The sequence below is a fragment of the Bordetella tumulicola genome, assembly GCF_054779135.1.
In genome coordinates this window covers 255,180-275,404 of record NZ_BAAGYU010000011.1, presented here as the reverse complement: position 1 = coordinate 275,404, position 20,225 = coordinate 255,180, and the positions used below count along the sequence as shown (strand labels likewise).

Annotated in this window: 21 protein-coding genes; 11 read left to right on the top strand and 10 right to left on the bottom strand. The window is 58.4% G+C overall.

Annotated elements, in window-relative coordinates; translation table 11 throughout:
- The first annotated feature begins 240 nt into the window (after positions 1-240).
- Positions 241-576: a DUF4148 domain-containing protein gene (locus tag ACYVDM_RS23485; protein ID WP_415790182.1), complete on the top strand. Its 336-nt coding sequence runs from the start codon at positions 241-243 to the stop codon at positions 574-576.
- On the opposite strand, the gene ACYVDM_RS23480 is transcribed toward ACYVDM_RS23485, so the two are convergent.
- The 6 genes from ACYVDM_RS23480 to ACYVDM_RS23455 form a co-directional block, all read right to left on the bottom strand.
- A complete protein-coding gene (locus ACYVDM_RS23480) occupies positions 573-1,079 on the bottom strand; it encodes a DoxX family protein (RefSeq protein ID WP_415790180.1) in 507 nt (168 codons plus the stop codon). The genes ACYVDM_RS23485 and ACYVDM_RS23480 overlap by 4 nt on opposite strands.
- Before the next feature lie 11 nt (positions 1,080-1,090).
- On the bottom strand, positions 1,091-1,876 hold the full coding sequence (locus tag ACYVDM_RS23475) for an HvfC/BufC family peptide modification chaperone (protein ID WP_415790178.1): 786 nt from the start codon (positions 1,874-1,876) through the stop codon (positions 1,091-1,093).
- Positions 1,866-2,786, bottom strand: coding sequence for an MNIO family bufferin maturase (gene bufB / locus ACYVDM_RS23470; RefSeq protein ID WP_415790176.1), 921 nt, complete (start codon positions 2,784-2,786; stop codon positions 1,866-1,868). Before bufB ends, ACYVDM_RS23475 begins: the two co-directional genes overlap by 11 nt.
- Positions 2,787-2,812: 26 nt before the next feature.
- On the bottom strand, positions 2,813-3,124 hold the full coding sequence (locus ACYVDM_RS23465; RefSeq protein WP_415790174.1) for a BufA1 family periplasmic bufferin-type metallophore: 312 nt from the start codon (positions 3,122-3,124) through the stop codon (positions 2,813-2,815).
- Between the two features lie 158 nt (positions 3,125-3,282).
- Positions 3,283-3,924, bottom strand: a complete 642-nt coding sequence (locus ACYVDM_RS23460) for a DUF1109 domain-containing protein (RefSeq protein WP_415790172.1) — start codon at positions 3,922-3,924, stop codon at positions 3,283-3,285.
- Positions 3,921-4,466: a sigma-70 family RNA polymerase sigma factor gene (locus ACYVDM_RS23455; protein WP_415790170.1), complete on the bottom strand. Its 546-nt coding sequence runs from the start codon at positions 4,464-4,466 to the stop codon at positions 3,921-3,923. Before ACYVDM_RS23455 ends, ACYVDM_RS23460 begins: the two co-directional genes overlap by 4 nt.
- Before the next feature lie 264 nt (positions 4,467-4,730).
- Between ACYVDM_RS23455 and ACYVDM_RS23450 the strand changes: the two genes are divergently transcribed.
- From ACYVDM_RS23450 to ACYVDM_RS23430, 5 genes are all read left to right on the top strand, one after another.
- Positions 4,731-5,327, top strand: coding sequence for a TetR/AcrR family transcriptional regulator (locus tag ACYVDM_RS23450; protein ID WP_415790167.1), 597 nt, complete (start codon positions 4,731-4,733; stop codon positions 5,325-5,327).
- Positions 5,328-5,367: 40 nt separating this feature from the next.
- Positions 5,368-6,063: a glutathione S-transferase family protein gene (locus tag ACYVDM_RS23445; protein WP_415790164.1), complete on the top strand. Its 696-nt coding sequence runs from the start codon at positions 5,368-5,370 to the stop codon at positions 6,061-6,063.
- 282 nt (positions 6,064-6,345) lie between these two features.
- A complete protein-coding gene (locus ACYVDM_RS23440) occupies positions 6,346-7,092 on the top strand; it encodes an SDR family NAD(P)-dependent oxidoreductase (RefSeq protein WP_415790161.1) in 747 nt (248 codons plus the stop codon).
- A 213-nt stretch (positions 7,093-7,305) separates the two neighbouring features.
- Positions 7,306-8,313, top strand: coding sequence for an ABC transporter substrate-binding protein (locus tag ACYVDM_RS23435; protein ID WP_415790159.1), 1,008 nt, complete (start codon positions 7,306-7,308; stop codon positions 8,311-8,313).
- Positions 8,314-8,414: 101 nt separating this feature from the next.
- A complete protein-coding gene (locus ACYVDM_RS23430) occupies positions 8,415-9,395 on the top strand; it encodes an Lnb N-terminal periplasmic domain-containing protein (RefSeq protein ID WP_415790157.1) in 981 nt (326 codons plus the stop codon).
- 46 nt (positions 9,396-9,441) lie between these two features.
- Here the strand turns inward: ACYVDM_RS23430 and ACYVDM_RS23425 are convergent, their stop codons facing one another.
- A complete protein-coding gene (locus ACYVDM_RS23425; protein WP_415790155.1) occupies positions 9,442-10,569 on the bottom strand; it encodes a metallophosphoesterase in 1,128 nt (375 codons plus the stop codon).
- 195 nt (positions 10,570-10,764) lie between these two features.
- Here ACYVDM_RS23425 and ACYVDM_RS23420 point away from each other — a divergent pair, with 195 nt between their 5' ends.
- On the top strand, positions 10,765-11,550 hold the full coding sequence (locus ACYVDM_RS23420; RefSeq protein WP_415790153.1) for an alpha/beta fold hydrolase: 786 nt from the start codon (positions 10,765-10,767) through the stop codon (positions 11,548-11,550).
- Positions 11,551-11,575: 25 nt separating this feature from the next.
- Here ACYVDM_RS23420 and ACYVDM_RS23415 read toward each other — a convergent pair whose 3' ends face one another.
- Both ACYVDM_RS23415 and ACYVDM_RS23410 read right to left on the bottom strand, forming a co-directional pair.
- Positions 11,576-12,532: a Bug family tripartite tricarboxylate transporter substrate binding protein gene (locus ACYVDM_RS23415; RefSeq protein ID WP_415790151.1), complete on the bottom strand. Its 957-nt coding sequence runs from the start codon at positions 12,530-12,532 to the stop codon at positions 11,576-11,578.
- A gap of 166 nt (positions 12,533-12,698) precedes the next feature.
- On the bottom strand, positions 12,699-13,589 hold the full coding sequence (locus tag ACYVDM_RS23410) for a LysR family transcriptional regulator (protein WP_415790149.1): 891 nt from the start codon (positions 13,587-13,589) through the stop codon (positions 12,699-12,701).
- Between the two features lie 104 nt (positions 13,590-13,693).
- Between ACYVDM_RS23410 and ACYVDM_RS23405 the strand changes: the two genes are divergently transcribed.
- Together ACYVDM_RS23405 and ACYVDM_RS23400 are read left to right on the top strand one after the other, a co-directional pair.
- Positions 13,694-14,866, top strand: coding sequence for a TauD/TfdA family dioxygenase (locus tag ACYVDM_RS23405; RefSeq protein ID WP_415790147.1), 1,173 nt, complete (start codon positions 13,694-13,696; stop codon positions 14,864-14,866).
- Positions 14,863-15,729 carry an isocitrate lyase/PEP mutase family protein gene (locus tag ACYVDM_RS23400; protein WP_415790145.1) on the top strand — a complete coding sequence of 289 codons (867 nt, stop codon included), beginning with the start codon at positions 14,863-14,865 and terminating at the stop codon, positions 15,727-15,729. Before ACYVDM_RS23405 ends, ACYVDM_RS23400 begins: the two co-directional genes overlap by 4 nt.
- A 188-nt stretch (positions 15,730-15,917) precedes the next feature.
- Here ACYVDM_RS23400 and ACYVDM_RS23395 read toward each other — a convergent pair whose 3' ends face one another.
- On the bottom strand, positions 15,918-16,814 hold the full coding sequence (locus ACYVDM_RS23395; protein ID WP_415790143.1) for a MurR/RpiR family transcriptional regulator: 897 nt from the start codon (positions 16,812-16,814) through the stop codon (positions 15,918-15,920).
- Between the two features lie 169 nt (positions 16,815-16,983).
- Between ACYVDM_RS23395 and ACYVDM_RS23390 the strand changes: the two genes are divergently transcribed.
- Both ACYVDM_RS23390 and ACYVDM_RS23385 read left to right on the top strand, forming a co-directional pair.
- Entirely contained in the window at positions 16,984-17,607 is a 624-nt protein-coding gene (locus ACYVDM_RS23390) for an FMN-binding negative transcriptional regulator (protein WP_415790141.1), read from the top strand.
- 133 nt (positions 17,608-17,740) lie between these two features.
- A complete protein-coding gene (locus ACYVDM_RS23385; RefSeq protein WP_415790139.1) occupies positions 17,741-20,191 on the top strand; it encodes a carbohydrate-binding family V/XII in 2,451 nt (816 codons plus the stop codon).
- Positions 20,192-20,225 lie beyond the last annotated feature (34 nt).

Genomic DNA, 20,225 nt, shown 5'->3' with positions numbered 1-20,225 from the left:
CTCACCGCGAGCACGCCAACCATCACGCGTATCCGTTATCCATATCTGGATAGCCCGTTTTTCCGAACAAATCAGACCGATCTATTTGATTACCCCAAAAAATGGAATGATGTTCTCAAAAAATAAGGGTTTATCCCAATTCACAATCAGCGCAGACTTCAGCCATCGGGAAAGCAAACGAACCTCGACGGATTCGCCGCCGGATTCTCCCAAGATCAATAGACAAATGGAGGTCTGATCATGAAAACCCTGACTACTACCCTACTAGTTTCGCTGAGCCTATTGAGTGCCGGTGCTTATGCCGCCTCGCCCAATATCGAACCGAACAACGTCCCCTTCCAAGGCGTCTATGGACAAGCGGATGCCAACGCCCCGACGCGTGCCCAGGTCGCGGCTGATCTGGCTCAAGCCAAAGCCAACGGCCAATACACGTTTGGTGAAGAGGACTACCCCGTCGCCGTCGCTGCCAGCACCCCTGGCAAGAGCCGCGAACAGGTTCGCGCCGAACTCGCGCAAGCCAAAGCGAATGGCCAGTACACCTTTGGTGAAGAGGACTACCCCCCTGTCGTTCGTTAATCAGGGCTCGTGGCCGCCTTTCGGAGCCGTTGCGTAAACCAGTGATCTATCGCTATTTTGCCCGGCCCCCATGTGACGATCGCGAAGGCCATGGCCGCCCACGTCACGTGCACCGGCCACCCCTCGGGGACGGTTAATTGAATGACGCAGGTCATCAACAACAGGCCTACACCGGCAAATCGTGCGCCAAGCCCCAGTACCAGTAAGATCGGCAGCACAATCTCGGCACAACCAGAAAGAAAGGCCATGATCTCTGGCGCTGGATAGGCGTATGGCCCTCCCGGCAGATGCAGCTTGAATTCGTCGGTAAACAGATAGATCGCCGTGTCATTTAACTGAAGGAACCCCTGCCACTTCAGGACACCCGACATCCAGAACGGCACCGCCAACGCCCCCCGCAGCAACAGTTGCGCCAAGGATGGCACGGCAAAACGTCGGATGATGTGCAACGGCTTATCGATCAACGGATAAGGGTGGCCTGTATCGCTGGCAACATGAAGCATCTCGTTCAACCTTAAAAGTGAATGTCCGTGAACGCCCCGGCTGAGATCATTGCCGCCATATTCTGCGCAAGATCAAAATCGGCGTATTCCCTCGCTGCGATCTGAACGGCGTGCGCCAGGGGTTGCCCGGTCACCATCGCCGAGAGAAACGCCGCCCCTCCGGGGGCAAGCCGGGACACGATGACCTCGCCATCGGGACGCGTAATCAATGCATCCTCTTGATCGCTGGAACATAACGGCGAAACGGGCCCCTCTTGCTTGTTCATCACAAAGATCGCCACTGCCGGATAGCGTGATCGCACGATACGGGTCGCAGGATGCGCGACGAATCGCACACCATCCAACTCGGCAGCATCAACCGCGGCCAGGCGATCAAACGACAGCGGCGAGCTATCTGCTGCGTGATACGCGTCCAGCCAGGCACGCTCGACACGCGCCGTATCCGCCAGCCAGGGCATCTCACGCGCGTACGCGTAGCGTTCGATAAATTCCGGGAAATCCCGCCCATACTCAAACAGCAATGGAGACGAAGGCGGACTGGCGCGCACATAAAACCGTGCCATGGCGCGAAAGAAGGTTTCTCCGGTAATACGCTGAATCGCCGGGTAAATAGCCACCAGCGCATCGATCAAACTGACGGTCACATTATTGCGATAGACGTTGTATCGCCGCTGTGCGGCACCATCGACGCGCGACACGATATCCGTCGGCGCGTCAATCAACGGATGGGTCAGGCCAGGTACGAAGCGATCTTCGAATGCTTCGTGCATGCCGGAAGTCAGTGTTTCAGCAGGCATACTCAAGACTCCCCCCCACCACGCTCAACGTATGCATCAATCCGCGCGCCTTTTCCGCCTGGTCGCGCAACACCTGCCATTCGGGCAGTTGGCTGTCCCACTCAATCAAGGTAGGAACCGGGCCCGTGCGTGCAATCACGGACTCGTACAAACGCCAGACTTCATCAGAAACAGGGCAATCGTGGCTGTCGATCAACAGCAACTCCTCGCGATCGTCAAGCTGTCGTGTATGGCCGGCCAGGTGAATCTCTGCGACATGCTCGCATGCGAGCTGCGCCAGATATGCCGATGCCGAATACGCATGATTCGTGGCTGACACGAATACATTATTGACATCCAATAGCAAGCCACATCCGGACCGCCGCAGTACCTCGTTCATGAAATCGGGTTCGCTCATCGTCGATGAGGCGAACGTGACATAGGTCGCGGGATTTTCCAGCAACAACGGACGGTGGATCGCCGCCTGTACCTGATCAATATGCTCACAGACATGCGTCAATGTCTCGCGAGTGTAGGGCAGCGGCAATAGGTCATTAAAAAAAAGTCCCTCATGCGTCGACCACGCCAGATGCTCGGAAACCAGCATCGGTTGATATTGATCCACCACACGACGAAAGCGTTCGAGGTGCTGGGCGTTCAGCGGTTGGCTCGCGCCGATGGACATCCCGACGCCATGGACCGACAGCGGATAATCGCGCCGAATACCTTCTAGCGCCCGGTGCGCGGGACCGCCGTCGCCCATGTAGTTCTCGGCATGCACCTCGAAAAACCCATGCGTCAGGCCCTGCTCTGCGATGGCCGGCAGATGCTCGTGCTTGAAACTCGTACCGACCAGCGCCCGCGTTGAATCCCTGCACGTGCGGGAAGGCCAATGAGCACGCTTGCCGCCAAGACTCGGTAATGTGCTCATGGCAACTCCCTAGTCGCTGGCCACGCTTAGGCTTTGATCGGCGTCAACGAGCCGTGACCGCCGCCCGGCACCTCGATGCTGGTGCACGTTCCACCCTTCACGAATTTCCATGCATTGCCCTGGTAGTCCATGGTGGACGTTCCCTGGCAGGTCGTTCCAGGGCCGGCTGCGCAGTCGTTCTGCCCCTTCAAAGCCACGCCATAACATTTCTCTTTCTTGGCCGCCACGGCGGCATCGACCTCCGCCTTGCTCAACGGACTCGCCGTTGCCACAGACGCCAGCAGCGTGGCGACTGCACCCATCAAAACCGCTGAATTGATCGTTGACTTCGCAGACATTGCATCTCTCCTTTACGTTAGTAAGGTGTGTTTGAACGACACACGAGAACAAGTTCGCTAGCCAGCGCGCTGCGGTTACAGGGGTGAGGGTTTTTATTTATTTTTTGATCGACGTCCGCCTGCTCAACATCCACCTGCCGCGCGATCGCGCCAGACCATTACCAACGCAAAATCCGAGGGCCGAGCCAGGCGCCAATCGCGGCAGGCAGCAACATGCCGAGGGTGTACCAAACGCTCCAGAATGCCGGGCTCATCTCGGGACAATGCAGGGAATACACCACCGCCGCCATGGCGCTGCCCAACAAGCCACATACAGCACCCGCCAGACGCAGACGCGTCGGCGCAAGACTTTTCAGAGCCCAGAAACTGGCCACGGCGGTAGGTACGGACAACAGCAGAATATTGAACGCACAGATTTTCCAGGTCTTGCCCAGCAATAGGGATACACGCTCGTCAGGCTGTACCTCCCATAGCACACCGGCGGCCACGACCATTACCACCACAAACGGCAGTCCTATCGCGAGCCAGCCATAGCCCACGCGCTGGCCGGGCCGACCCAGGCGAACGATGCTCGCCAGAGCCGCCAACGCAATACAAAATGGAAAAGCAATTTTCGCCCAGAAAACGGGGGATACCATCAGCGCGCGAATATCGGGTCGGATGCCGAAAAAGAGGCTCATGATCAGCAATGCGCCCACGATCCCGAGCGGCAACGCCGCGCCAAAGCGGCGCGTCACCGTACGGCTATCCACCGGCGCCACACCAGTCGCCAACAATCCAATCAAATCGTTCGTTTTCATTTTTCGCCCCGGATTCTCGCTGCCAGCGCCCTCAGCCCGCGGTGTACACCCACCTTCACCGCAGACTCCGAAAGCCCTGTGATCTGGGCCGTCTCCTTTACAGAAAGGCCTTCTAGCTTAACGTGCACAATGGGTAGCCGCTGTTTATCTGGGAGCGTATCGAGCAGTTTACGTATATCGCGGCGGGCTTGCGCCGGCTCGTCGACGGCGACGGCAAATAGATCTTCATGATCATCCAAAGGATCGTTCAATGCGTCGCGTCGCGCGTGCACGCGAAAGAAATCCATGAGCTTGTATCGGGCAATCGCATGCACCCAGGCGGTCAGGGGCTCATCAGGCCGATAGGTATGCCGAGCGTTATGCACCGCGAGCAAAACTTCCTGAACAATATCCTCCACGTCGTCATGCCGCTGAGGAATACGTCTGCGCAGATAGCCACGCAAATGACGCGCGAGTTCGTCCAGAAAGCGAGCGTACGCTTTCGCATCGCCATCAAGGCTGCTGACCAGCAAAGCGCTCAGACGGCTTTCTACTTCGTACAAATATTGTCCTATCTCGTCAGAGGATGGCATGGGCCTGAATGTAGCCGCTCGTGGTTCGCGTGACCAGACACGCTCCATACTGGCGCAGCAGCATTCAATCCTTCATTATTCTAGATCATTTGATCCAAAATAGATTACCATTGTGCCGAGCACGGACTTACCCTCAAATCACGCTAGGACAACCGTAAACCGGCTGCTTGTTCAATATCTACTGACGATTACCTATACTCGGTAATTCGTTCAAACAGGACGATTGGTTACACCATGGCCCGCCCAAAACAGTTTGACGACGCATCCGCCATTGACGCAGCCACTCTGCTCTTTTGGTCTCGCGGCTACGAAGCCACCTCTACCCGCGACCTGGCCGAGTCAATGGGCATCAGCGGCGCCAGTCTTTACAACACGTTTGGCGACAAACGCACGCTTTATCGCCTGGCGCTCGACCGCTATATCGAACGCGGTTTCTGTGATCGCATCAAACGATATGAAACACAATTAGCGCCGCGCGATGCGATTTTCGCCTTTCTCGACGAAATCGTTGAACTCTCCCTGGCGGATTCGGAGCACAAGGGTTGCTTCATCGTGAATTCCGCCCTGGAGCTGGCTCCTCACGATCCGGAGTTTCAGGATGCCCTCAGACAAGTCCTGAGCGACATGGAGCATTTTTTTCTTCGCTGTGTCGAGGCCGGCCAGGCCAACGGCACGATCAACACGGCCGTTCCCGCGGCCGACCTCGCCCGCATGTTGCTCAGTGTATTAATGGGCTTGCGTGTTCTGGCGAGATCGCGACCCGAACGCGCCTTATTGCAGGGTGTGATACGACCCATCACCACATTACTGGACGTCACCCCTCAACCATAGACCAATATTTCCAACGCTCGATTACCTAGGAGGCCTCGCCATGATTCGGTTCTATTTCCACCCCACGCCAAACCCCGCAAAGATTTCCCTCTTTCTTGAGGAAGCGGGTCTTGATTATGAGGTTGTTCCGGTTGATACGAGCAAAGGTCAACAGCACACACCGGAGTTTCGCGAAATAAACCCCAATGGCAAAGTCCCTGCCATTGTTGATCTGGATAGCTCGACGGGCAAACCTGTCGCGGTATTCGACTCTACGGCGATCTTGTTATATCTCGCCGAGAAAACCGGCAAATTCCAGGGCTCGCCCCAGGACCGCGGAGAACTGCTGTCGTGGCTATTATTCATTGCCAGCGGATTGGGCCCTTTTTCCGGGCAAGCCGTTCACTTTCAGTATGCCGCGCCATCCGGATTGGACTATGCCGTCAATCGCTACCGCCGCGAAATTGAACGTCATTATCAAGTGTTGGACGACCATCTGGCCGGGCGCGAATTCATTGTCGGCAACGAATTCACGATTGCCGACATTTCAGCCTGGGGATGGCTCGGCCGTGCATCCCGCGTGATGAAAGGCGCCGAAGACCCGCTAGCGCACTATCCCAATATCAAACGATGGTTCCAATCCATCGACGCCCGGCCTGCCGCGAGCCGCGCGCGCGAAGTCGGGTCCGATATCGAATTCAAAAAGGTCAATGACGAGGAAACACAACGCGCCCTGTTTCCGTCTAACTTCGCGTAATCCGTCTGACAGCCGAGCAAACGCGCCACTCACGCCACCGAGGTCACATTCGGTGGCGGCCCCACATATCGTCCGTGCTGTTTATCGACACGCTCAGCGCCATTAAAGAGCAACTCAAATCCGGCAATGCCCGACGTCCGAGCCAAATTAGAGGCGGCTGGCATCGAGATCCAAGGTGGCACACCATTTGAAATCTGCGCTACTGTGATCGAAAATCGGTATGCATCGCCCACGTGGTCGTGGCGAAAAATCGGCTTTCATTGCAGATCAAAGGGGATAAATATGGTTGCTATTGTCACGGGTGCCACCGCGGGATTTGGGCTGGAGATTACGCGGCAATTCGTCGCCCAAGGAAAGAAAGTCATTGCGATCGGTAGACGCGCCGAGCGACTGCATGCCCTGGCTGCTGAGCTTGGCCCCGCCGTGCATCCACTGGCCTTGGATCTGCGTGACACCGATGCGATCGCGGCGCTGCCTGATTCCCTGCCCGAGGAATTTTCGAAGATCACCATCCTGGTCAACAATGCAGGTTTGGCGCTAGGCCTGGAAAAAGCCCAAGACGCTCACTGGAATGACTGGAAAACCATGATCGACACCAACATCACCGCTCTGGTGGCGATCACAAGAGCCTTTCTTCCGGGGATGATCGACCGTCAGGTCGGCCACATCGTCAACATTGGATCCGTTGCCGGGACTTATCCCTACGCAGGCGGCAATGTCTATGGCGCGACCAAAGCCTTTGTGAAACAGTTCAGCCTGAATCTACGTGCCGACGTGTTTGGCACACCGCTGCGCGTCACGAATATAGAACCCGGTTTGGTGGGTGGCACCGAATTCAGCCAAGTGCGCTTTCACGGCGATGAAAAACTCGCCGCCAGCCGATACGAGGGCGTGACAGCCTTGGATGCAAAGGACGTCGCCGAAGCCGTTTCCTGGGTTGTCAACTTACCGGCTCATGTCAACATCAATCGCCTAGAGCTCATGCCGGTCGCGCAATCATTCTCTGCGTTGTCGATCGACAAAAAATAGCGCATTGCGGCAAGGCGTACTCAATACAGTAAGACGTACCGTCAGCTGCGTGGAGGACGCCTTGCGGAGTCTCCGTTTGCCATGTGCGCCGCAGGTCTCGCAGAACGTAAGCACGTGCCACTCTTGCGAAGACCCGCTGCGCCATTGAGCCCGTCTGCTACGATCAAGGCCTCTACTACGGAAGACAGGGGAAATAGATCAATGGTTCGTCGCATGCATATCAAACGTATTCTGGCCGCTACCAGTCTCGCCGCCGGCGCAATGTTTAGCCTCAACGCTCACGCCGAAACCCCCACCTGCGAACTGGATAGACCCATAAAGTTTGGTGGCATGAACTGGGAATCCAATCTGCTGATCGTGGACATCGAACGCTATATTGTCGAACACGGCTATGGCTGCAAAACCGACGTCGAACCCGGCGATACCTTACCGATGTTTGCCGCGCTGCAACGCGGCGATGTAGACATCAACGCCGAGGTCTGGAGCACGCAGATGCAAAAGGCCTGGGATGAAGCCATTGCCGAGGGAAAAATCAAACAGATCGGCGAGGTTTTCAGCGGCACGGACGGCTGGTATATCCCCCGCTACACGGCAGAGAAATACCCGGATCTTCGCAAGGTCGCCGACCTGAAAGGCCGGCATGAGTTGTTCCTCGATGACGAAGAGCCCACCAAGGGCCGGCTCTACGGCTGCGCGGTAGGCTGGACATGCGGCAATCTTAGCGCGAACTTGATCAAGGCCTTCAAACTGCAAGACGAGTATCTCGTGTATTCCCCGGGCAGTTCAGCATCACAACGCGCGGCCATCACCTCGGCATATAAACGCAAGAAGGACATTGTATTTTATTACTGGACGCCGACATCCCTGGCCGGGTCTCTGGATCTCGTCAAGCTGGAGCTTCCGCCTGTCGATGAGAAAGCCTTGGAGTGCTTCAAGGATGCGCAATGCGCCGACCCGCAACCCACCGGCATCGCACCCTACACGGTCAAGACCGCTGTCAACGTTAAATTCGCTGACAGCGCGCCCCAACTAATCGCCTTTCTTGCCAAAATCAACTTTCCCGAGAAAACCGTGACCGAGGTCCTGGGGCATATGGAGAACGAAGGCATGGAGGTCGAGGAGGCAGCGCTTTATTTTCTGAAAACCCACCCGGACCTCTGGACCAAGTGGGTACCTGCTGATGTCGCCGAGCGTGTGCGGAACAAGCTGGCAGCCAGTTGACAGACTCACATCACGACGCGCCAGCACCGCAAACCATCCCGCCCAAAGCTTGCAATGATGCCAAAGACAACAATCTGACTGTGAAGCGAACTCGAACGATCATGCTTTTACACACCGTCATTGTGTTGGCCGTATTGGCTGCGGCCTTCTGGGGCACGCTCGCCCTATGGTTTCAGGCTCCGATACCGGTCATATTGGCCATCATCTGGATTGTCTTGACCATTGCGGCGGTCATTGGCCTGATCCGCGGCACGTATCTTCCGCTAGCGGTATTCGCTTTCGCGTGGGTCATCATGCAGGCGTGGTGGTGGCTGGGCGTACGGCCCTCCAACGACCGGCAATGGATACCCGAAGTTGCCGAGCAGACCCATGGCACGATAAGGGGCGATCTGGTTACGCTGCACAACGTGCGCAACTTCGACTGGCGTTCAAAAACCGACTATGACCCACGCTGGGAAACGCGCACCTATGATTTGACGCAGCTACGCTCCGTAGACTTGGTCTTGTCGTCCTGGGGCCGCCCCGCCATTGCCCACACCATGGTGTCTTTCGGTTTTACCGACGGTCAATACGTCGTGTTTTCGGTAGAAATCCGCCGCAAGCAAGGCGATAAATTTTCAGAGATCGGCGGATTCTTCCGCCAGTATGAATTAGCGGTACTCGCCTCTACAGAACAAGACAGCCTGCGCGTACGCACCAATGTACGGGGCGAGGAAGGCTATCTTTATCGCGTGAAAATGCCTGAGGGTACGATACGCCCGTTATTTCTTTCATATATGGAAACGGCCAACCAACTGCAAGAACACCCGCGTTTTTACAACACGATCACGGCCAATTGCACCACGATCATCTATCAACTAGCCAAACAGATCGTGCCCGGCCTGCCGCTTGATTATCGACTGCTGCTCTCGGGCTATCTGCCAGAGTATCTATACGAACTGGAGGCCCTCGAAGGCGCGGACAGCATGGCAGACTATCGACACGCAGGTCATTACACTCAACGTGCGCGGGAATCAAAGGACGTTTCGAGTTTCTCGCAAGACATCCGGAAAGGGGTGCCGGGGATTGCATCAGTCGAATAAGAATACCCAAGCTTATTATGCAAAATCCACTTGTCCTGATGCAACGCTACGATGACCGCCGCAACGTAATTTCGGTGATCTCCGACGGCCGGCCGATACGCTGAGGGAAGCCGGGCCACAAGCCCGCGCCATTGCTCACATACAAATGCATGCCGCCGACCTCGTACAACCCCGATACAAACCCGGCGTTAAAACGCGCCACAAGCAGATCTAAACCTCGAATATGGCCACCATGCGTATGGCCAGAGAGTTGCACGTCCACACCCTGTGCCTGATTGTTCCCGGCGCCACCAGGACGGTGATCCATCAAGATCACCGGCACACCTCCCGGCCTGCCTGCCAGCGCCTTCTCGACGTCGGGACCGATCTGACCATGACGCGGCCCAATCTGGTCGGGCACACCTGCGATGACCAACGATCCCTCTCCCACCTGGATAAGCGCGTGCTCATTCTCGAGCACCGTCACACCCAATCCACGAAATACTTCGATCCACTGTGAAAACGCCGCGTAGTATTCATGATTCCCCGTGACGGCGTACACCCCATTTTCCGCAGATAAGCGGCCCAGTGGCGGGTAATCGTTCTGACGTATTTCGGGGGTGCCATCCACCAAATCTCCGGAAATCAAAATCAGATCAGGATTCAACATATTGGCCTTATCGACCACGGCATCGACCCAAGGGCCGTGAAAAAGCCGGCTAATGTGTAAGTCGGTCAGATGCACAATACGGTAACCATCAAACTCCGGCGCCAACCCTGCCACAGGTAATTCCAGCTTGCGTACCTCAGGCACACGGACGGCCTGTGATGTGCCCCATGCCCCGAGCGACAGTGCCAGTACCGCCATGAAATGTGGCAATCTGCGGCCAGCTAGAACGCGCACTCCCGCAGAGCGAGAGGCCAGATACAGCAGCCCGCCGAGCAGATCTTTTAGCGCCAAGAAGCACGCCAACAAGATAAGCGCCCCATAAGCAGCACCGAATCCGATAATGAGCCATCGCGGGCTCTCGGGCGATGCCATGGATCCCGCAATCTGGCTGACCAGCCACTGGTGCTCGGCGACGACCAAGACGGCGGCAGACAAAATTACCTTGGCGATGACGCCCAGCTTTAGCGGCCATACATAACGCCCTATCACGTAAAAACCGATCAGACCCGCGGCAAGCTGAAACACGTGCGCCTATCCCATTAAAAATGAGCAACGCAAGACATGAGCTGCCCGAGGCAAGCGAGTCTACAAGACAATGGCAGTCGATCCCCTGACGGCTGACTGACAGGGTTGTCAGAAAAAGCGGATACCGGTGCGCACTCAAATATCCAATCCTGTTTATCATTCATGGAGGATTGCGCCCTAAAGTGAGAAACAAGCATGCAGACCGTAGCGACCGAGGATATTTTCGTCAAAACCGATCGTGGCCAACTCTTCGCCAGGCGCTGGACGCTGGAGGCGTCGGTCCCTCGCCTTCCCACGATCGTCATGCAGCACGATTCGCTTGGGTGCGTAGAGTTATGGCGGGATTTTCCCCAGCAACTGGCTGTCGCCACAGGCCATCCCGTCATTGCCTATGACCGCCTGGGCTTCGGCCGCTCGGACCCGCATCCGGGTACCCTGGACTGCGACCTTGTCGGTCAAGAGATCCACGGGGATTTTCGGGTGTTGCGCTCGGCGCTCGATCTGGAGCAATTCATTGCGTTTGGCCACAGTGTCGGCGGCGGGATGAGCATTGCCAGCGCGGCCGTCTATCAAGACGCCTGCCAAGCCCTTATTACCGAGTCCGCCCAGGTCTATGCCGAAGAGCACACGCTCGAGGGCATTCGGCAAGCCAAGGCCGCCTTTGCGCAACCCGGACAACTGGATCGCCTGAAGCGCTACCACGGAGACAAGGCAGCCTGGGTCCTGAACGCCTGGACCGAGACATGGCTATCTCCGCGCTTCGCAGACTGGACACTGGAGGCCTATCTCCGCGAGGTCCGTTGTCCGGCATTGGCGCTGCATGGCGATAACGATGAATATGGATCGCTGGACCATCCCCGCCGCATTCATGCCCTGGCAGGAGCCAGATCCGTAATTCTCGAGGGGTGCGGCCATGTCCCGCACCGAGAGATACCCGATACGGTCGTGGCGACGATTCGCGACTGGCTAGCCACGCTATAGCCCGTCGACGGTCAATGGGTAGCGATTAACCCGCTTGCGCACCCGAGGCTTTTACGACCGTGCCCCAACGCTCGATTTCAGTCTGCAAAAAGCGTTGAAATTCGGCGGGAGCTCCCCCCTCGACAAGCAAGCCTTCTTCGAGCAACTGCCCTTTGATCTTGGCGTCATTCAGGACTTGCGTCGTGGCCTCGGACAATTTTTTCGTCCGTCCGGCATCCATCCCTGCCGGTCCTAGAAGACCGTACCAGGCGCTGAAGTCGTAGCCGGGAATCGTATCGGCAATCGGTGCAATATCGGGATATACGCTCATGCGCTGTGCGCTGCTGATACCCAATGGCTTGAGCGCCTTGGATTTCAACTGTCCTTTTGCCAATGCCGCGCCTGCAAACATCATGCTGACTTGCCCGCCCAACACATCCGTCATCGCAGGCGCTGTCCCCTTGTAGGGCACGAGCAGCACATCAATGCCCGTCTCCAGCATGATCACTTCGGCGCCGAGGTGGCCGGCAGACCCGATACCCGGTAAGCCCATGCTCAATTGGCCGGGCTCGGCTTTGGCCAAGGCAATCAGCTCGGCCATATTGTTGGCCTTCACAGAGGGGTGCGCCAACAATATCGACGGCGCATTAGCGACGTGAACAACCGGTGTGAAGCTCTTGATCGGGTCAAAAGGCAGTTTGGGATACAACGTGGCGTTAATGGCGTGGCTGGTGTAGCACATCAACAGGGTACGGCCGTCAGGCGTCGCGCGCGCCACCTCTTGGGCGGCGATATTGCCTCCCGCCCCCGGGCGATTCTCGACTACAAAGGTTTCGCCCATCACGCGGCCCAGCTCGGCCGCCAGCACGCGTGCGACCGTATCGGTGCCGCCGCCGGGTGTTGCACCGACAACAATACGCGTCGTGGGCGTCTGCGCGTGGGCGACGCCCGAGGCCGCCAGCGCCCCTGCGCCCAAAACTCCCATGAATGTTCTTCTGTGCATTGCCGCGTCTCCGTCCATGCTGCTATTTCGTGTGGGGAAGTAGTCTAGTCATAGACGGTACATTAGGAATAACGAAGTTATTTGAACTCTTTACTAAGGATTTTTGTTGATGTCGGCCTGACTTCCCTACAACGCGATGCAAGCGCCCCCCCAAAAAAAGTGGCCCTCATTGCTTCGATAACTTGTGATAGTCCGCACAGGCCTGCGCCATTGCCTCGCGCACGACACCCAACGGCCGGCTATCGTCGTCCGACTTGCGATTGACCATCGACAACTGCAATATCGGCGCGGACTTGCCCAAGCGAAAGATGCGCACGGGATAACCATGCAACGTGGCGGGATCTGGCCGCTGGATCACCGAGATACCCAAGCCCGAACTCACCATGGCCACAATGGCCGCCGCGTTATCGAACTCCAGTGTGCTGCGTACGTCGCCAATCTGGCTGTTGACGTACTGTGCGGCCATGCTGCCCGAGACCGCTTTACGGTCATAACGTATCCATTCCAATTGACGAAACAGCGTAGGAATCGGCGTATCGGCGGTGTCGGGTGGGGCAACCAGCACCAACTCCCGGCGCAACATCGGCGTCCATGATAGGCGACCGGCCTGCGCGCCGACGGGCTGGGCGACCAGTGCGGCGTCGATCTCGCCGGCCTTCAGCGCAGTCGTCAGGCTGCTGCTTCGTCCCCGGATGGGGATGACATCCAGTTTAGGATGGCGGGTGCGAATAAAACGCAGCAGGCCAGGCAACACGAGGGGCTGCATCGACTCGATGATCCCCACCCGTACCACGCCCTCAATCTCCAGCACCGTGCCGGAACGTAGTGCATCCAGCCCTTTCAGGGCCTCTCTCAGGGTGTCCGCCACCTCGTGCGCCAGTTGGGTGGGCCGCACCTGCAACCCCGACCGGTCAAAGAGAGGCTTGCCCAGATAGCCCTCAAGCTGCTTCATCTGCATGCTCACCGCGCTGGGCGTGATATTCATCAAACGCGCGCCCCCAACGAAGGTACCCGCCTGCAAGATGGCCTCCAGGGTGGCAAAGGTTTCGATTTTCATCAAAATTCCTTATGAAACTCGTCAAATAACATCGTTATTCTAAATGAAGTGATGTCATTACACTGCAGCTATTGATGTTCAGACCCTTCATTACGGAGATAAATATGTCGGTAGTCGATCCCTCCAAACGCCCATTCGCCTGGACACCAGACCAAGTCAAACAGGACGATTCCTGGATCTTGCGCCTGACGAACGAGCAGGTCGATGGCGTTCAAGCCGCCGTGGCCCATGCCAAGCGCCTGGACAAGCCGCTATTGGCCATGGAACAAGCGGACTTTCCGCTGCCGGCTGCTTCGCAAGATGCGTTACAACAAGCCATCGACGCCACCCAGCAGCGCTGGGGTATGTGCCTGCTGAAAGGCTTTCCCGTCGATGACTGGAGCGAAGACGAGACTCGCATGGCCTACTGGGGCATGTCCCTGTACATGGGCGTCGGTCGCACTCAGAACCGAGCTAGCCAGTACATCAACGACGTCCGCGATGCGGGTGGTTCGTACAAAGTCAAAGGCGGACGCGGCTATAACACCAACGCCGGTCTGGATTTTCACCAAGACTCCTGCGACGTAGTCGCCCTGCTCTGCCGTCGTACGGCCAAATCGGGCGGCACCAGCAAAGTCGTCAGCTCGATCGCGCTGCGCGATGCCATCCAGAAAATCCGCCCCGATCTGATCGAAGCCTTGAAAACCCGCTATTTTCACAGCTACCAAGGCACGCAAGACCCGAGCCAGCCGCCGTACTATCGCTTGTCTATCCTCGGTTCGCATCCGGAATATTTTTCGGCGCGCTCTAACCGCAAGAACACCGTGGCCGCGCAAAACGACTTTCCCGAAGTCCCCCGCCTGACCGCGGCACAGACCGAAGCCCTGGACTTGCTGGATACGTTGATGCCCACTGACCAATTCTGCTATTCGATGGAACTGGAACGCGGCGACCTGCAATTGCTGAACAACTATGTCACGCTGCACTCGCGCACGCCCTTTGAAGATTACGAAGAACCGGATCTCAAACGCCATCTGCTACGACTGTGGTTGGCAATCCCCGGATCACAACCGCTGCCCGACGACTGGCTTGAGTACTACGGCGATACCCGCGCGGGTTCCGTACGCGGGGGGGTGCGCGGCAGCTCCATTACCGAAGAGTTCCTGGCATACGAAAAACGCCAGGCCGCCGCACTGAACATGCCCTTTACTACGTGGAAGCCCACCGTCACCAAGGAAGACATGCAAGCCTATATCGCCTCTGTCTCGCCCAGCGAGACCGCCGGGAGCCCCGTATGAGCCGCGTCAACCTGCGTGAGCGTCTCGCAAATGGTCCCGCCGTCCTCGCGCCCGGCGTCTATGACGCCCTGACAGCCCTGATCGCCGAACAAGCCGGCTTTGATGCCCTGTATTTATCGGGCGGCGCCGTCGCCTATACCCAACTGGGGCGTTCCGATGTTGGCCTGACCACCGCCACCGAAACCGCCGACGTTCTGGCGCGGATCACCGATCGCGTACAAGTGCCCGTCATCGTCGATGGCGACACCGGCTACGGCAACGCCCTGAATACCCAGCGCACTGTGCGCACGTTCGAGCGCGCCGGTGCGGCGATGATTCAGTTGGAAGACCAGACCTTTCCGAAGCGTTGCGGTCACCTGGACAACAAGACACTGGTCTCGACGCAGGAAATGTGCGGCAAACTGCGCGCGGCCCTTGATGCGCGGCACTCGACCGACACGCTTATTCTGGCCCGTACCGATGCCGTTGCCGTCGAAGGCCTGGACGCGGCCCTGGCGCGCGCCGACGCCTATCTGGCCTGCGGCGTCGACGCCCTCTTCATCGAAGCTGTCGTGTCGGGCGACGACATGGATCGGGTTTGCGGCAAGTACGCTACACGCATCCCGCTGCTGGCCAATATGGTCGAGGGTGGCAAGACCCCCGTAGGTAGCGTCGAAGAACTCTCGGCCCGCGGCTATCGCATCGTGATCTATCCGGGTGGCACGGCACGCTTTGTGTCCCATCAACTGCAGCGCTACTTTGCCAGCCTGAAAAACCACGGGACAACCCAGCCCCTGTGGGGCGAGATGAATGACTTCAACGCGCTGAACGGCCTGATCGGCACGCCGGAACTGCTGGAACTCGGGCGCAGCTACGAGAAGTAATCACACGCCCGAACGCCAACGACCACCCTGCCGACTGACGCTCGGATCCCGTCGTCTGTACCCGGCGTCCCGGCCCGGGACAACGAACGTTAATCGTGTTGCGTCGCGCAGAGGCGGGCCGCAACACGCTGAGGCTCGGACTTCCGGGCTCAGCGTTCGGGCTTGGGCTTCGGACCTGGTCTTCGGACTTAGTAGCGCTTGAGCGACAGCACATTGAATGTGCTTTTCAGGGTAGCGACCGACTTGTCGTAGTTGGTCAATGCCAGACACGCAATCAATGCGTCAATAATGGCCAACTGAGCCAGACGACTGGTCATCGCCTCGGTACGAAAGCGTGTCTCGCGCGCGATGGTGTGCAACACCACGTCAGCAAACGACTGAATAGGCGATTTGCCAAAATTGGTGATGCAGATGGTACGCGCACCGGCTTCTTTGGCCAGGCGCGTGGCCAGCACGGTTTCATGCGTACTGCCAGAATGCGAGATGGTCAGCACGGCCACATCGGGGCCGGTCAGCGAGGCGCTGATGGCCTGCACGTGCGAATCCGTGACCGCGGTCGCGTTCAGGCCAATGCGCAGCATCCGGTAATGCGCGTCTTCGGCAATGGTGGCCGAGCTGCCTATGCCGTAGATTTCAATGCGACGGGCCTGCGCAAGCACTCGCACGGCCTGCTCCAGCGCCTGGGTATCCAGTACCGAAGCGGTTTCCTGCAGCGCCTGGATATTGCTCTGGAAAATCTTGGACACCACGGTACCGGCGCTGTCTTCTGGGGCGAGGTCTTCGTGGATGTACTGCACCGGCCTCACGATTTCCTGGGCCAACGAAATCTTCAGTTGCTGAAACCCCGACGCTCCCACCAGCTTGCAAAAACCGATGACACTGCCCTCGCTGGATTCGGTTTTCTCGGCCACCTCGCTGACCGACATGTGCACCACCTGGTCGGGATAACGGCTGACGAATTCGCCGATGCGATGACTCGCCGGCCCCATGGTGGGAAGCAGGCTTTCGATACGCGCCAGCATGGCAGACGGTGCCGCGTGGGATACGGTGGGCTCGGCGACAGGAGGCTTTTTGGTAGTGGCCATAAGCTTGACGGTGAAAGGTGCAAACATTCTCGCATAACAGTATGACCGCCCAACGCCACCCGGCTTGTCCCAGATGCTGTTTCCGGCACTTGTTGCACTTGTTATTAGGCCCGTTTTAAGCAACATTATGGGGTCCCTTATCTTGTGCGCGCCGCCGCATCGAGCCACCATGTATATTCCCTCGCATTTTGCCGAAGACCGGCCGGAAGAACTCCACCGCATTATTCGCCAGCATCCGCTGGGCGTCTTCGTGACCCAGGGCGCCGACGGACTGGACGCGAATCACATCCCCTTCGAACTGGATCCCGCGGTCGGACCGCACGGACGACTCTGGGCCCACGTCGCCCGGGCCAACCCCGTATGGCAAAGCTGTCCGGACGGCTCTGCCGTCATGGTCGTCTTTCGTGGCGCCCAGAGCTACATCTCGCCCAACTGGTATCCCAACAAGCACGAGACCCACCGCGAAGTCCCCACCTGGAATTACGAGGTGGTCCATGCCCATGGGGTGCTCACCATCCTGGACGACGAACGATTCGTGCGCCGGGTCGTCGCGCAATTGACCAAACGGCACGAGGCCACAGAACCCAAGCCCTGGAAAATGGGCGACTCCACGCCCGAGTACATCGACAGCATGTTGCAAAACATCGTCGGCATCGAAATCGAGATCACCTCGCTCGTTGGCAAGCGCAAGCTGGGTCAAAACAAGCCCGCCCGCGATCGCCTGGGCGCGGCGGATGGCTTGGACGCACGCGGCGCCCACGAATTAGCGGATATGATGCGCCACGCGGGATAGCATCCCCGGGGGGAAACAGACGCCCCTTGTTTTGTAACAAGAAAATGAACTTTGTACGGGCAAAATGCTCAGATGGATTCCTTTCTGAAAGCTGTTTCCGAGTAGGCCGAAGACCAACCCCGAGGAAAGCGTGATGTTCGACAAAAGCAATAACTTGAAACCCGCAACCATCATCGCCGCCTTATTCGCGGCAACGGTAGCCACCAGCGGCGTCAGCGTCTCTGCCCAACCCGCGCCGCCGCAGGCCACCGCGCCACGCTCCCAGAGCATCGCGCCCCAATGGCCTCGCAAGCTGGATTTTCATGGCACTCGCTACGAAATCTACCAGCCGCAGATTGATAGCTGGACAGGTACCCGTATCACGGGTCGCGCAGCCATTGCCACGGGCCCCACCAACGGCAATCCGACCTACGGGGTGGCGGATTTCAGCGCCGACGCCGAGGTAATAAACAAGGCCAACGACGAAGTCCATCTGACGCATTTTCAGATTTCACGCGTCCAGATTCCCACGGCGCCCGACACGGCACAAACCGTACGGGAACAATTCAGCTCGCGTCTCCCCGTCGAAATGACCGTGCGCCTGAGCGAACTGCAACTCAGCTACACCGCTTCGCGGCAATTGGCGGACTTGAAGACCGTCCAGGTCAAAAACACGCCCCCGCAAATTTTCGTTCGCACGACGCCGACCGTCTTGGTGCTGATCGACGGGAAAGCCATCTTCAAACCGGTACCGCAAGTCGAAGGCTGGCAGCGCGTCATCAACAGTCGCGCCCTGATTGTCCGTGGCCCCAACGGGGAATACCACTCGAATGCCGCGGGTTATTGGTACACGTCTCGCTCGCTGCTCGAGGGATGGCAAAGCGAATCCCCCTCGCAAGCCCTGCTCACCGTGGCCGCCGCGGCAGCCCGACAGGCGCCCGTCGATCCGTTGCTCGCCAAAGGCGCAGCACGACCGCCCCAGCCGCCAGCCATGATCGTATCCTCTGATCCCGCCGAACTCGTCCTGCTGCAGGGCCCGGCGCAGATGCGGCCCGTGCAAGGCACCAGCCTGCTGTCCGTCAATAATGCCGACCATGCGCTATTCATGCTGCCGTCGGACAACCACTACTACCTACTTGTATCCGGGCGCTGGTTCAGCGCGTCGAAACTGGACGGTACCTGGAGCTACGTGCCCGGCAACAAGCTGAATCCGGCTTTTGCCCGCATCGATATCCACGATCCCCAAGCGGGCGTACTGGCCTCGGTACCTGGAACACCACAAGCCAAAGAGGCACTCATCGCCTCGACGATTCCGCAAACGGCAACCGTATCCCGCACCAAGGCGACACTGCACGTCAACTACATCGGCGGGTCGCCCAAGTTTGATCGTATCGCCGGCACCTCATTGCACTATGCGACCAATACCTCGGTGCCCGTGATCCAGGTCACCAGCAACGAGTACTACGCCATGTCGAAGGCGGTCTGGTTCACCGCCAGCTCACCCCAGGGACCGTGGCGCGTGGCCGATTCGGTTCCCTCGTCCATTTACACCATTCCCCCCGAGTCGCCGCTGCACTACGTCACCTACGTCCATATCTATGGCTCCACACCCGATGCCGTGGTGGTGGGCTATACGCCGGGCTACCTGGGTATGGTGGTCAACCCGGACGGCACGGTGGTGTACGGCACTGGCTACGCCTATCCCCCCACTGTCGTCGACAACACGTGGGTCAGCTATCCGCCTACCTATGGGTATAACGCCGCGCTGGATACCGCGGCGGGCTTCGCATTCGGCTTTGCCGCGGCAGACATGTGGGGGCCCGAACCCTATTGGGGGCCGTACGACGGGTTCGCTTATTCGCGCGGCGTGGATATCAATCGGACCAACGTCTATGGCACATGGGGCCAAGGCGCCGTGACCCGTAGCGTCGGCTACAACGACTGGACCGGCAACGAATGGCGCACCGGCCACGCGGACGTCTACAACTCTGCCACGGGTAGCCGATTCGAGGGCTCGCGCGGCGCCGACTACAACGCTTACTCCGGCAACTATGCCGCCGGGCAGCGCGATGCCTACAAGAATACCGCGACGGGCGTATCAGGCGCCAGCCGTTCGGGTGTCGTCGAAAACGACGATGGCCAATGGCGTGCGGGGCGCCAGAGCGCCCGCACCAACAGCGATACCGGACGCACCGTCGTATCGGGTACGACGGCCACCGGCCAAGCCGGTGACGGTGCCAACAGCGTCGATCGTCGCGGGGTAGAGCATGACAGCCATACCGGCAACACCGTCGCATGGAACAACGGCAACCTCTACGGTGACCATAACGGTAATGTTTACCAGCACACTGCCGACGGCGGCTGGCAACAACATACCTCGTCAGGCTGGCAGCCCATGCAACGCAGCGATTTCTCGTCGAGCAATGCCACGGGCAACTACCTGGATGGGCAACGTCAGGCGCGTGACTGGAGCGACAATCGCAGCGACATGAGCTGGTCCGGAGGCATGGGCGGTGATCGCTTTGGCGGCGGAGACCGTTTTGGCGGCGGCGGTCGCTTTGGTGGAGGCGGCTTTGGTGGCGGTCGCTTTGGCGGACGTCGTTAATCTGCCTCAGACATCGTTATATCGACATCGATAA